The organism is Gordonia sp. NPDC003422 (assembly GCF_053588675.1).
On record NZ_JBSFQL010000025.1, the window covers coordinates 16,693 to 28,910 of the forward strand.

Here is a 12,218-nt window from a genome sequence, read left to right on the forward strand (position 1 = left end):
GCCCGACCGTCAGACCAGAGCCCATAGATCCTCTCGCTCCCATACGCGTGGAAAGTGAAGCGGCACAGCACTATCGGCAGATAGTTCGCTGAGAACGCGCATCGTCGCGTTGAGGTCGTCCCCGGCGTATGCGGTAGCTCGTAGTGGTCGATCCAGTGAGCGGAAGAAGTCGTCCCAGTGAGTCAGCACGACGTGCCCGGCTCCGACGGCACGAACTGTGTGCGTCCAATAGTCGGCGATGTATTCGTGTGGGCGATGACCGAGCATCCCGACGCCCAGGTATGCGCAGGCAGCCGACCACCCGTCGAGTGCGCCGGGCACGAATCCAGCGCTCCCCTGCACCAGTGCCGACCGGCCGCCCACATGCTCGACCAGCACCGACCACGCTTCGCCACAGCGGTACGCCGACGCCCTGGCCGGCGGCACCAACGGCTCGGTGATCGCCCCGGGAAACCGATCGGGCGGACAGTGTTCGGACTCGGCGAACCGGAGCGTCCAGTTGCCGAAACTGACGGTATCGGCGTGGCCAACCACCTGAATCCGCTCCTCGGAAAGCCCGGCGCCGCGTCCGATGTTGGCGACGGACTCACCGCCGACCAACGTCGCGCCGGTACGTTCGGCTATGTGTGCCGAGTCGAGAGCATGGTCGAAGTGAGTGTGCACCGGCACCACCGCCGCAGGCCCCCGCCCGCCGAGCCCTAATCGATCCAACGCGTTCGAAATACGTTGACGGTTCGGGGCAATCTTGCCGAGCGCGACCGCAGCCAGCGAGGGCCTCGAGAAGAAGCCGTCGAAGAGTACTGCCGACTCACCGTCGTCGAAGAGCAGCGTCGAAACCCCTGCGAACGTGACGCTGCAGCGCCCGTCGGCGGCCCGTGGCAGGTGGAACTTGTGCCGATACGGCTCCAACGATGGACGACCGAGCTTGAGGTGCACGGCCACAGGAGGCCAACTGATAAACATGGTTGATTGTCGCAAGCCCGATGAGTTCTCCGCACTCGGCGAGTCCGTATCACCATGACCGCGCACATCCTCGAACTTCCCGACGTGGACCTCGCTTACGACGTCCACGGTCCACTCCCGACCGCCGACGGTCGTCCGCCGCTCCTCATGGTCGCCCAGCCCATGGATGCCAGCGGCTTCAGTGCGTTGGTGCCGTTGTTCGGCGACCGCACCGTCGTCACCTACGACCCACGTGGGTTCGCCCGCAGTACCCGCAAGGACGGACGCGTCCAGAACGAACCCGAGGTTCAGGCGGCTGACCTCCACGCCTTGATCGAGACGCTCGGCGTCGGACCTGTGGAGATGTTCGCGAGCAGCGGCGGCGCGGTGACTGCACTCGCCATGGTGGCGACATATCCGGCCGACCTGCTCACGCTTGTCGCCCACGAGCCGCCGCTCCTTAATGTTTTGCCCGACGCCGACGCCGCCGAACGTGCCACCAATGCATTCAAGGCTGTCTACACCGAGAAGGGTTGGGGCGCAGGCATGGCGGCGTTTCTCGCGATGACCTCGTGGCAGGGCGAGTTCACCGACGCCTACTTCGCCCAGCCCGCACCCGCCCCTGCTGCGTTCGGCATGCCGGCCGACGACGACGGATCGAGAGACGACCCTCTGCTCTCCGACCGATCCGTTGCCTTCCTCGACTACCTGCCGGACGTCGACGCGGTGACCGCCGCGCCGACCCGCGTGGTGATCGCCGTCGGCGAAGAGTCCCGCGACACATTCACCGGCCGGACCGCAGTAGCCACCGCCGCGCTGCTCGGCCAAGAGGCAGCAGTGTTCCCGAGTCACCACGGAGGTTTCATGGGCGGCGAATTCGGCTATGCCGGCCAGCCCGAGGCGTTCGCCCGGCGGTTGCACGAGATCCTCGATTAGCCGACCGCCACATACTCAACCGCGGCGGCAGCTATCGGCGCACCCGGAAGCGTAGGTGGAGTACGCGATCACCCTGGATCACCACGTCGGGATCGTCCAACATGTGCTGCGCGTCGAGCGACCCGAAGAACCGCTTACCGGCTCCCATCACGACGGGCACAACGTCCATGCGCACTTCGTCGATCATGCCCGCGGCGAGCACCTGGCCACCGACGTCTCCCGCAGCGACCTCCACGATGCGGTCACCGGCCAGTTCCTGCGCTGCCGCGAGGGCCGCCTCGATGTCGTCGACGAAAAGAAACGGCGCCTCGGGGTCCCAGCCCTCGGGCGCCGGCCGGTGCGACACGACCACCACATGGTCGATCCCGCTGGGAGGCTGTCCATCCCAGCCGTCGGTCATGTCGAACACGTGGCGGCCGACGATGGTCGTCCCGATCTGATCCCAGTACGGCCGGACGTAGTCGAACGACTCCTGCGACACCTTCAGCACACCACTCTCGTCGAGCGGGACGCTGCCGGTGGTCAACCAGTCGAATAGTGGTCCGGGATGGTCGTTTTCGTCCGCGATGAAGCCATCGACGGACACCGAGGCGTACATGACTACTTTTCCCACGAGATACCCCTCGAGTGTGATGGGCCGCCAACGGCATTCGCGCGCATGCCGTCAACGTAGCATCGAACGCCAAAGACCCCCGCCAAATCGGTGGACAGGACCACTACGATCGCGTGATCTCGGACAGCCTGTGTCGGTGGGCGTAGACCACGGCCTGGATTCGGTCGCGCACAACGAGTTTCGCCAGGATGTGTGACACATGCGTTTTGACGGTCTGCTCCCCGACGTACAACTTGCCTGCGATCTCGGCGTTGCTGAGTGCATCAGCCATCAGCAACATCACCTCGTACTCGCGCGTCGTCAGAGTCGCCACCTCCGGCGGCACCGGCACCTCTGCCAGGGTGTCGGCGACCCTTGCGGCGAGGCGCCGGGTCATGGCGGGATCGATCACCGAATCTCCGCGCGCGACCACGCGGATCGCAGCCACGAGTTCCTCCGGTGGCGACGATTTCAACAGAAACCCGCCTGCCCCGGCACCTAGTGCTTCCGCAAGCACTGTTTCGTTGTCGTAGGTCGTCAGCATCAGTATCCGAGCATTCGTTGAGCCGACGATCGGCCCGATGGCGCCGACACCGTCGAGTCTGGGCATCCGCACGTCGAGCACCACCACGTCGGGCCGGACCCGTTGCGCCTCTTCGATGGCGGAACGTCCGTCGGCGGCCTCCGCGACACAGACGGTGTCCGGGCTCGCGTCGATGATGGCCTTGAGCCCCGCACGGAACACCGCATGATCGTCGGCGACGAGCACGGTGATGGGTTGAGTCATGATGCTCCGATCGGGATCGCCACGCTGGTTTGCCAGCGGCCGGACGCGTCTGCACCACACTCGACATCTCCGTCGAACAGCTCTGCGCGCCTTCGCATGCCGTCGAGGCCGCGGTGCAGCGAACCGCCAAGGTAGGTCTCGGCGGCGATGGCGTTGGACTCTTCGATGACGATTCGCGAATGATTCACGCGCACATTGAGGCGGGCGCTTCCGTCGCCGTGGCGCAGCGCGTTTGTCAGCATCTCTTGAACGATTCGGTAGACGGTGACGTCAAGTGATGCAGGCAGTTCGACGGTGGCGCCGGTCATATCGAGCTCGACGTCGAGTCCCACTGCACCGACGGAGTCGACCAGTTCGGAGATGTTGGCGAGTCCGGGCTGACGGTCGCCGGCGGCGTCGCGCCCGTGCAGGAGATCGAGCTGGCGCCGCAGGTCCATCATTGCCGCGCGGCTGGACGACTCCACAGCTTCCAAGGACCGCGTCGAGGCCTCGACGTCCGATCCCATTGCCATCCGGGCGGCGCCCGCGTGGATTCCGATGGCGCTGACGTGGTGGGAGATGACGTCGTGGAGGTCACGTGCGATGGCCTCACGCTCGTCGGCGAGCGCCTTATCCATCACCGCGCGGTCGTTCTCCCGCTGCATCTCCAACTTGGTCACGTACGCGCCACCGGCAGCGGTGTATCTGCCTACGAGCCACGGAATCAACGCATTCGACACGCCGATCGCGGGGATCATCCACCACTCATCAGCCGTGCCGTTGATCAGTGCCGCGACGGCGACACCCACCATCAGAACCGGGAGGACGGTCGCCGAGGCCCGCGTGGGCAGCCAGGCTCCAGCTCGGTAGCCCGCAACCAGTACACCGACGTCCCCGATCCCGGAAGCCAGTCCGTAGTGGCCGAGAAGAAGGCACGCACAGATTCGAGTGACCACCTGGATGTAGGCCACCACTGCGGCGGTGCCGGGGCGAAGGGCCAGAGCAAGGTCGGCCGCGACCAGCATCATGGTCATCGTGAGCGCAGGCAGTAGTGCGGTCCCGAAGATCCCGGACGACGCGAAAATGGCCGCGTCGATGATCGCGGCAAGAATTGCCACCAACAACCGTCGAGGGTCACATCGACCGGCTTGTTGGGCAGCGCCCTGGGCGCACCGCGCCGATCATCGGATCCGGCTGCTGTGGGCAGCGCACAGCGTGCACCACTCCAGCAACTTCTTCAACATGTCGACCAATCTGCGGCTCCCCTGGTTCCAACCGGTGTCCTACACACTGCGCAGTCTCGCCTGGCTTCCTGCAGCGCTGTTGGGATTCCCGGTGTGGATGATCTTCCTGCTCAACACCGCCGGCCTGATCTTCCAGATTCCGTTCCACACCCAGCGCATCGGCAAGCTGTGGGCGCCTCTGGAGTTCATCTTCAACTCCCCGTCGCATCACCGCGTACACCACGGCTCCAACCAGCCCTACATCGACAAGAACTACGGCGGGGTGTTCATCATCTGGGATCGGCTGTTCGGGTCCTATGCCGAAGAGATCGAGCCCGTCCGCTACGGCCTGATCCACGACGTCGAAACCCAGAATCCGATCAAGTACAACTACATCGAGACCGTGGCCATGCTCCGCGACACGGCGAAGGCTCGCACTTGGCGCGGTCGCCTCGGCTACATCTTCGGCCCGCCCGGATACAGCGAGAGCAAGAAGGCCGAGGACCAACTCGTCTCTGCCTGAGCAGGAAAGAGGTGCCGCCTCCCACACCGGGAGGCGGCACCGTTGCGTTGCGTCGACGTCCGTCAGGTCCGACGGCGACGAGTGCGGTCCGTGTCAGAGATGTATCGATCCCCAGTCGAGTGAACCGTTGCTACTGCGACAACCGCCCACGGTGATCGACCGAGGCGTCCAGTACCCATACGCCTGCGTCTGGGGGCCGAGATAGACGCGATAGCGGATGGTGTATCTGCCGTTGACCGCGGCAGGCGGCGCCGGTGTCACCTTTCGCAGATCGAAAGTCACTGTCGTCTTGAACGGCTTCGTGAGCGCAGTCGGATTGAAGTTCGTGTAGATCCCGTTGTAGCCGTATCTATCCGCCTGCGGAAAACTCGCGGGCAGTGCGCCGCGAAGTGATCCGGTCGAGTCCGACGGGCTTGCAGGCGTATATCGAGCGACTGGTCGCTTCGCGCCGGAGACGATCCGCCAAGGTGTCGGCAGATTGTTGGGATCCCAGCCGCTCGAGTGCATCTCGGCATCCGGTGGCGCCCATGGCTGATCCTCCTGGGCGAACCAGTAGTCCATGGTGAACCAGTTGTGGGCATTCGTGTAGTTCAGCATGGTGAAGGTCACGGTGCAGCGCGCGTTGTTCGCCTTTGCGCTGAGGTGAAGGCCCGCATTGGCCGGCGGTGTTGCTGTTGCGGCACCGCCACCGCCGAGTGTCAGTGCGACGGCCGCGATCGCCACGACGAGTGTTCTCACATGTGTGTGCATGAGCGTCCTCTCCATCTGTTCGGGACGCTACGCCCAACATCGGGGCTTGGGGGCCGAATGCCGAGACCGACCCGTTCGGGTCAGCCGACGGCAGAGTCGGCGGCCCAGCTGTCACGTTGGTCAAACACGTTGTGTACAAGCAGTATTCCTACACTCTTGGCGAAACGTGACCACGTCGGCGGAGTCACTACCTATAGTCGCAACATGAGCAGCCCGCAGATCCGAACCGTCGTCTCCGGCATGTCGTTCACCGAATGTCCCCGGTGGCACGACGGGCGTCTGTGGTTCGTCGACTTCTACACTCACACCGTGAACTCGGTGAACGCCGACGGCTCCGATCTGCGCGCCGAACTCGAGGTTCCGGCACAGCCGTCGGGGCTCGGGTGGCTTCCCGATGGTCGGCTGCTCGTCGTCTCGATGCGGGACCGCACGATTCTGCGGGTGGAAGCCGACGGGACCACTGCCGTCCATGCGGACGTCAGTGAGTATGTCGGCGGCCACCCCAACGACATGGTCGTCGACGATCAAGGGCGCGCGTGGCTCGGCAACTTCGGCTTCGACCTGATGGCCGGCGCCGACCTCGACACCGCGGATCTGTTGCGCATCGATCCGGACGGAACCGTCACGGTGGTCGCCACCGGCCTCTGGTTTCCCAACGGCAGTGTCGTGACGCCCGACGGAGCCACTCTGCTGGTCGACGAGACCTTCGGCGATCGGATCAGCGCGTTCTCCATCGCGCCCGACGGGTCGCTGAGCGGCCGACGCGATTGGGCCAAGTTCGCCGAACCGCCAACGACCAGGGTGCTGGGTGAGGCGCTCGCCGGCGCGTCGGTCGGACCCGACGGGTGTGGCCTCGACGCCGACGGCTGCCTGTGGGTCGCCGACGCCCTGGGGAACCGAGTCATCCGAGTTCGTGAGGGCGGCGAGATCGTCGACGAGATCGCGGTCGGCACCGGCGTGTACGCCTGCATGCTCGGCGGCACCGACGGCAGGACCCTATTCATCTGCTGCGCACCGGATTTCAACGAGCATGCGCGGTCGGCCGCGCGGGAAGCGACGATCCGTGCCGTCGAGGTGACGGTCGGGCACGCCGGGAGACCCTGAGCGCCGACGATGGCGTCTTCGCGAGACGTCAGTCCGACTCAAACGCGCGCTGCATGGAAATCCCGCTGACTCGTCGGGCCATGCGCAGGAATCTGCGTTCGATGATGCTTTCCAGTCGCGCCATGAAGTGCTGGTCGCCGCTTCCGTACACCATGCGGGCGAGCATGTCGTCACTCGGCACATTGGTCATTTCTTACCCCCTGCATCCCCCGACTGTCGCTCCCCCGCCGTGAACACGGCTCCCTGCGACAGTGCACCCCGACGCCGGCGCGGCGTCGGTCATGGCGGGGATGGTACACGTGACCTGGTCATCTGCCAGTCGACGACCGTCCGACACACGCGCGTCGTACGCCTGTGACCCGGCCCTCGGCAGCAATCAATGACCCACCCGCCGCCTGCGGCGGCGATCGTGCAGGCGGGACGAGCGGAGCCGTCTGAAACGGTCCTCCTCAGTTGCCTCCGAGGGCATATTCGGGCTCGGTGACACGTCACGGCGACCGTTTCAGTGACCGTCGCCGTGGAACTCCTCGACCGAACACGATCGCGATCCGTGTGAAGTTGAGCCCGGAATCCGGGCTCAACTTCACACGATCAATGGCCAGTCGACTTCGTCCACGCGATGGGCGCACCGCGGCGGGATCTCATGTCCGTGGACTGGATGCGCCGCCGCACAAAAGTAGGGGGAAGAAACTTCTTCCCCGACCCTTGGAGTCCTCCCCCAGAAGATTCTCGCGGACGACTACGAACCCCGGGGAAGAAACTTCTTCCCCTAGATTTCGCGGGCACGGCACTAACGTATTTGCCCAGTTCAACGCTGTGGTCACCGAACTCTTCGAGTCAGTCAGGCTGGATCCAGGACGAAGATCGGTTTGTGGCCGCGTTCGGACCGGCGAGCACATCAGGGATCTGGTCCCACGCGTAGACGCCGCTGGTGACCAGTTCTGGGTGGAGGGTCCCGTCGGCGACGGCTTGCAGTGTCGGGGTCATGTTGGGTCGGGCCATCCCCTTACCGTTGTGGAAGCTGACGCCACGCTGGTACATCGCGAGCAGGGGCAACGACACGTCCTCGAAATAGATGCCGACACTGTTGATCGTGCCCTCCGGCACCACCGACAGCAACGCTTTGCGCAGTTTCGCAGGATCAGCGGACGCATCGACCGCAACGTGAAAGTCCCTGTCGCGCTTGCCCGCGATGTCATGAACCTCGGCGCCGAGTCTCGCCGCGACTTCCATGCGGACCGGGTCGTCGTCGTAGTAGACGGTGTGGGCGTTGGCGCAGTGCACGGCGACATCGACGGCGTACAGCCCGATAGAACCGGTGCCGCCGAAGACAGCAACCTTGGGATCGGTGATGCCCTCGACCGCCGGCATCACCGTCTCCCACCCCAGGGCGAAATTGTCGCCGATGGAGGCGAGGTGGATCGGATCGACGCCGTCGGGCAGCTGTGCCAGGTTGTAGTCCGCGAACGGGACACGGACCAGTTCGTCGAACGTGCCTCCCCACAACCCGTTGACGGGCAGACCGTATTGCGCGTCCCCATGCAGCAGGCAGCGGGCCGGATGCCCGAGCGCGCATTGAGCACAGGTTCCGCAGGCGATATGCCATGCCACACCAACCACATCGCCGACGGCGAACTCCGTGCACTCCTCACCCACCGCAACCACCCGACCGACACATTCGTGGCCCAGCGCGAAGGGTCCGAACAGCGAGAATGGCGTTCTGTCGGCGATCACGTGGTGGTCGAGGTCGCACGTCGTCGAGGCGATCGGCCGCACCAGCGCGTCGGTGGGATCAAGGATCGTCGGATCGTCCACCTCATCGAATCGCAACTCTCCCGGTTTGACGAACATCAAGCTCTTCACGTGTCAGATCCCCATCTGTCGATTTATAACGGTCGTCATACGATGGCACGGACGCTACGCTAGAACGACCGTCATAGGCAAGAGAGGGACCGATGGCAAAGCGAACTGCCCGCGAACAGCTCGTCGTGGGTGCCGCGGACATGCTCGGGCGGCGTGGCCTCCGTGCCACCAGCGTCCGGGAATTGGCCAAGCACTCAGGTGCACCACTGGGGTCGACGTACCACTACTTTCCCGGCGGCAAGACACAGGTCGCCGTCGAAGCGGTCGAGTTCGCAGATGCGCTGACCATGCGCGTCCTCGGCGACGCCATCTCCGCCGACGGACCTGTCGGCGGACTGGGGCGGTTCGTGAACATGTGGCGAGATGTGGTGGTCAACAGCGACTTTCGTGCCGGGTGTCCGGTGCTCGCGGTGTCGGTCGAAGAACCCGATGACGACGATGCTCCACTGCAGGCGGCCGCACGGGCCTTTGAGCGCTGGACCGACCTGCTCGCCGAATCGCTGAGAATGCACGGCGCCGAAGATGACACGGCTCAGCGAACCGCCATCCTCATCGTCGCGTCGATCGAGGGAACGGTGGCCATGTGCCGGGCGCAGCGGAGCACGGCACCCCTGGACCGCACCGCCGACGCACTGGAGCATCTCGTCCGGTCGATCATCGACTGAAGCGCGTCATCGAGCCACGCAAAGGTCCTACGCCAGCGGGTCAAAAGTCCCTCGTGCTCATTGGGGCGTGGGCGAATGCTGGAGGGGTCAGGAATACCGTCGCCACAAGGAGACTCACGATGGCCACCGTTGCAGCCCCCGCACTCGCATCCGACCACGAGAATCGGCACCCGATGAGCTGGGTTGCATACACCCTCGTCGTCCTCATCATCCCGGCACTCGGCCTGATGGTGACCTTCTCGGCACAGCACCAGACCGGTGCCGCCGTTGCGTCCGCGGTTGCCCTGCTCGCCATCATCGCCGGCGCCGCAACGGTTTACACCAAGATGTCGCGGCAACTGCACCACACTCCGCTCCTGCCCGAGGACACCGCAGCGGAGAAGGATCGCTACCTGGCGAAGTACCGACGCGCATAGTTCGCCGCGCGGCCCTCGCCACCCAATCCCGCGCACCGGTAGATTGGGAGCGTCGACAGGAGCCCCCATGACCGAACCCGATGTGCCCGGCTCTCGCAAGGTTTCGGTCGTGCTGTTCGAGGGTTTCGAACTCCTCGACGTGTTCGGACCGGTGGAAATCCTCAGCGTTCTCCCCGACCAGTTCCGCATTTCGATGGTCGCCCGCGAGGCCGGTCTGGTGGCGAGCTCCCAGGGCACCAGGGTGGAAGCAACCGAAGGCCTCTCCGACACCGCCGACGTGGACATCGTCCTGGTTCCCGCTGGTCTCGGATGGCTAAAGCTGTTGGACGACAAGGACTTCCTGAACCAACTACGTTCTTACGTCGCGGACGCCACCCTCGTCACTTCCGTGTGCACCGGCTCGGCCATCCTTGCCGCCGCCGGACTCTTGGAGGGCTACCGCGCGACATCCAACAAGCGCTCCTTTGATCGGGTGATCCGCCACGGCGACACGGTGCAATGGGAACGCCGAGCCCGATGGGTGCACGACCGTGATCGGTGGGCATCATCGGGGGTTGCCGCGGGTATCGACATGACCGCAGCGCTCATCGCCGACCTGTTCGGGCCGACGGCCGCCCGCCACGCCGGCGACGTCATCGAATACGACCCCCAGACCGATCCTGACCACGACATCTTCGCCGATCGATAGGCGCGGGTCGAGCGACCCTGGGGTATCACCGAACAGCTGTCGCCGCGGTGGCCCGTAGACGAACCAGTCGTCGTCGTGTGCGGTCGATCGCCACCGGGTCTGGCGGTTCCGCGTCGTCGGCCGCCGGCAGGATCGAGGTGATCTCGTCGACGATCTCCTCCAACTCCATTGCAAACGGCAGCATCTCGCGAGCCTGCGCGGGAACCGGGGGCGGTTCGGCATAGGCGGCCAGGCACGCCGAGCGCGCCCCGTGCGCACGCCGGTAGGCTTCATCGCGGCAACGCACGAACCTCCTGCGATCGCGATCTGTGACGCCTACCTCGGCCAGGTAGTCCTCGGCCGCACTCAGCCCGTCATCGATCCGTGCTTGCTGTGGAAGACGTCGAGCGCCCGGCCAGCAAACGTAGCCGAGCAGGACCGCGATCACTGCACCCAGCACGGTGTCCTGCATCCGGATCAGCGGTGCCACGGTATCCGGACCGCCGACCGAGGCGGCCAAGATCGCCGACAGCGTCACACCGACGACGCTCAGCCCGTACAGCTTGGGCGCAGTGAGCGCAGCGAATGCCAGACCAACCGACGCCGCAACCGCAACCGCGGATCCGCTGTCCCAGCATGCGAGCACGGCGGCCGCGATCAGTGCACCGACAAGGGTGCCGGCGACCCGATTCATCGTTCGCACGAAGATCGAGGCGTACTCCGGGCGGACTATCACCGCGACGGTCAGCGGCAGCCAGAACGAATGCTGCGGGTCGTGCAAGGCGACGGTGATCGCGGTGGCCACGCCCATGCACAGCGCCATGCGCACTGCGTTGTGCGCCGACTCTCGAGTCGCCAACGGATGCAGCACAGTTCGCCCGCCACGACGCTCGGGACCCGTCGGCGTGCGTCCGTCACCGGCCACGGCGCGCGACATCGCGCGCAATCCGGGTGTCGTCAACGGCCAGTCACCGGCAAGTTGTACGGTTCTTCCGGCGCGAATCAGCATTCCGGCGGTGCGCAGGGTGGTCACGACCGACACCGGGACAGGTTGCTTCTCCGCATAGAGCGCGGCGGTCGCGTGCGCGACACGCTCTGTCGTCGAGTCCCATCCGGCGTCGCGCGCCTGAGCCGATGCGGCGGCCATTCGCGTTCGTGCCGCACGGGCATCCCCCCGCCCGATCAACTCGCACAGGTCGGCGGCCGCGTCACACACGGTCGCCGCGTACCGCCGTTGGGCAGAGCCATGCCGGAACGGCCAGTCGGCCACGTGCACAACACCGATGGCGAGCGCGCCGATCACGTACCAAGCTGCCTGTTCAGCGGGGTCGAGCGTGGATCCCCCGAACTGCCCAAAGGCCACGCCGATGCTGAGCATCATCCCGAAGGCAGGCCCGGAAAGGGCGGCTGCGCCAACGAAGCCGGACGCCGAACCGGCAAGTGCCGCAACCACAATCATGACGAGGGGTGAACCGGCCGTCGATCCTCCGACCACCAGGCCGACGACGGCGCCCAACCCCTGCGCCGCCAGCGCTGTCAGGCGGCTGCGATACGAATCCCCGATGACGAAGGCAACAGAACAGGCCGCGCCCAGGTAGGCGACCCCGAGCTTGTCCCAGTCGCCGAGCCACAAACCGAGGAGCAGAAGCGCGCCGCCGGCCACCAGCGCGCGCACAGCGGACGACACGGCGAGCGGAGCGGTGGAAGGCCGGAAGGCCGCAGCCAGCGCACTTGCGGTCTCCGACATACCGCCAGCGTAACGCTCGACAAT

The 12,218-nt window shown here is 65.5% G+C and carries 13 protein-coding genes and 1 pseudogene; 6 read left to right on the plus strand and 8 right to left on the minus strand.

The window, feature by feature from the left end; genetic code table 11:
• Positions 1 to 9 precede the first annotated feature (9 nt).
• On the minus strand, positions 10 to 936 hold the full coding sequence (locus ACWDTF_RS19365; RefSeq protein WP_449754922.1) for an MBL fold metallo-hydrolase: 927 nt from the start codon (positions 934 to 936) through the stop codon (positions 10 to 12).
• Between the two features lie 81 nt (positions 937 to 1,017).
• On the opposite strand from ACWDTF_RS19365, the gene ACWDTF_RS19370 reads away from it, so the two are divergent.
• On the plus strand, positions 1,018 to 1,878 hold the full coding sequence (locus tag ACWDTF_RS19370; RefSeq protein WP_240857064.1) for an alpha/beta fold hydrolase: 861 nt from the start codon (positions 1,018 to 1,020) through the stop codon (positions 1,876 to 1,878).
• A 31-nt stretch (positions 1,879 to 1,909) separates the two neighbouring features.
• Here ACWDTF_RS19370 and ACWDTF_RS19375 read toward each other — a convergent pair whose 3' ends face one another.
• The 3 genes from ACWDTF_RS19375 to ACWDTF_RS19385 form a co-directional block, all read right to left on the minus strand.
• Positions 1,910 to 2,491 (minus strand): dihydrofolate reductase family protein, encoded by a 582-nt coding sequence (locus ACWDTF_RS19375; RefSeq protein ID WP_240857065.1) that lies wholly within the window; start codon positions 2,489 to 2,491, stop codon positions 1,910 to 1,912.
• Positions 2,492 to 2,594: 103 nt separating this feature from the next.
• A complete protein-coding gene (locus ACWDTF_RS19380; protein WP_449754896.1) occupies positions 2,595 to 3,257 on the minus strand; it encodes a response regulator in 663 nt (220 codons plus the stop codon).
• Positions 3,254 to 4,354, minus strand: a complete 1,101-nt coding sequence (locus ACWDTF_RS19385) for a sensor histidine kinase (protein WP_449754897.1) — start codon at positions 4,352 to 4,354, stop codon at positions 3,254 to 3,256. The genes ACWDTF_RS19380 and ACWDTF_RS19385 overlap by 4 nt, the downstream gene beginning before the upstream one ends.
• Between ACWDTF_RS19385 and ACWDTF_RS19390 the strand changes: the two genes are divergently transcribed.
• On the plus strand, positions 4,332 to 4,982 hold the full coding sequence (locus ACWDTF_RS19390) for a sterol desaturase family protein (RefSeq protein ID WP_433259527.1): 651 nt from the start codon (positions 4,332 to 4,334) through the stop codon (positions 4,980 to 4,982). The two genes, ACWDTF_RS19385 and ACWDTF_RS19390, sit on opposite strands and share 23 nt — an antisense overlap.
• Positions 4,983 to 5,075: 93 nt before the next feature.
• Here ACWDTF_RS19390 and ACWDTF_RS19395 read toward each other — a convergent pair whose 3' ends face one another.
• The gene (locus tag ACWDTF_RS19395) at positions 5,076 to 5,720 is read right to left on the minus strand and encodes a hypothetical protein (protein ID WP_355278313.1); all 645 of its coding nucleotides are present in this window, start codon (positions 5,718 to 5,720) and stop codon (positions 5,076 to 5,078) included.
• A 216-nt stretch (positions 5,721 to 5,936) separates the two neighbouring features.
• On the opposite strand from ACWDTF_RS19395, the gene ACWDTF_RS19400 reads away from it, so the two are divergent.
• A complete protein-coding gene (locus tag ACWDTF_RS19400) occupies positions 5,937 to 6,836 on the plus strand; it encodes an SMP-30/gluconolactonase/LRE family protein (RefSeq protein ID WP_449754898.1) in 900 nt (299 codons plus the stop codon).
• A gap of 28 nt (positions 6,837 to 6,864) precedes the next feature.
• Here ACWDTF_RS19400 and ACWDTF_RS19405 read toward each other — a convergent pair whose 3' ends face one another.
• Together ACWDTF_RS19405 and ACWDTF_RS19410 are read right to left on the minus strand one after the other, a co-directional pair.
• Positions 6,865 to 7,026, minus strand: coding sequence for a hypothetical protein (locus ACWDTF_RS19405; protein ID WP_355278311.1), 162 nt, complete (start codon positions 7,024 to 7,026; stop codon positions 6,865 to 6,867).
• A gap of 651 nt (positions 7,027 to 7,677) precedes the next feature.
• Positions 7,678 to 8,699 (minus strand): annotated as a pseudogene (locus ACWDTF_RS19410) (zinc-dependent alcohol dehydrogenase).
• Positions 8,700 to 8,791: 92 nt separating this feature from the next.
• On the opposite strand from ACWDTF_RS19410, the gene ACWDTF_RS19415 reads away from it, so the two are divergent.
• The 3 genes from ACWDTF_RS19415 (at position 8,792) to ACWDTF_RS19425 (ending at position 10,468) form a co-directional block, all read left to right on the plus strand.
• Positions 8,792 to 9,364, plus strand: a complete 573-nt coding sequence (locus ACWDTF_RS19415; protein WP_449754899.1) for a TetR/AcrR family transcriptional regulator — start codon at positions 8,792 to 8,794, stop codon at positions 9,362 to 9,364.
• A gap of 119 nt (positions 9,365 to 9,483) precedes the next feature.
• On the plus strand, positions 9,484 to 9,780 hold the full coding sequence (locus ACWDTF_RS19420) for a hypothetical protein (RefSeq protein ID WP_449754900.1): 297 nt from the start codon (positions 9,484 to 9,486) through the stop codon (positions 9,778 to 9,780).
• 67 nt (positions 9,781 to 9,847) lie between these two features.
• On the plus strand, positions 9,848 to 10,468 hold the full coding sequence (locus tag ACWDTF_RS19425; RefSeq protein WP_449754901.1) for a DJ-1/PfpI family protein: 621 nt from the start codon (positions 9,848 to 9,850) through the stop codon (positions 10,466 to 10,468).
• 25 nt (positions 10,469 to 10,493) lie between these two features.
• On the opposite strand, the gene ACWDTF_RS19430 is transcribed toward ACWDTF_RS19425, so the two are convergent.
• Entirely contained in the window at positions 10,494 to 12,194 is a 1,701-nt protein-coding gene (locus tag ACWDTF_RS19430) for an FUSC family protein (RefSeq protein WP_449754902.1), read from the minus strand.
• Positions 12,195 to 12,218: the final 24 nt, after the last annotated feature.

Bases quoted from the DNA above. Each gene is read 5' to 3' on its own strand.
- ACWDTF_RS19400 (WP_449754898.1), top strand. From the start codon at position 5,937: ATGAGCAGCCCGCAGATCCGAACCGTCGTCTCCGGCATGTCGTTCACC.
- ACWDTF_RS19415 (WP_449754899.1), top strand. From the start codon at position 8,792: ATGGCAAAGCGAACTGCCCGCGAACAGCTCGTCGTGGGTGCCGCGGAC.
- ACWDTF_RS19405 (WP_355278311.1), bottom strand. From the start codon at position 7,026: ATGACCAATGTGCCGAGTGACGACATGCTCGCCCGCATGGTGTACGGA.
- ACWDTF_RS19420 (WP_449754900.1), top strand. From the start codon at position 9,484: ATGGCCACCGTTGCAGCCCCCGCACTCGCATCCGACCACGAGAATCGG.
- ACWDTF_RS19430 (WP_449754902.1), bottom strand. From the start codon at position 12,194: ATGTCGGAGACCGCAAGTGCGCTGGCTGCGGCCTTCCGGCCTTCCACC.
- ACWDTF_RS19425 (WP_449754901.1), top strand. From the start codon at position 9,848: ATGACCGAACCCGATGTGCCCGGCTCTCGCAAGGTTTCGGTCGTGCTG.
- ACWDTF_RS19380 (WP_449754896.1), bottom strand. From the start codon at position 3,257: ATGACTCAACCCATCACCGTGCTCGTCGCCGACGATCATGCGGTGTTC.
- ACWDTF_RS19390 (WP_433259527.1), top strand. From the start codon at position 4,332: ATGATCGCGGCAAGAATTGCCACCAACAACCGTCGAGGGTCACATCGA.
- ACWDTF_RS19370 (WP_240857064.1), top strand. From the start codon at position 1,018: ATGACCGCGCACATCCTCGAACTTCCCGACGTGGACCTCGCTTACGAC.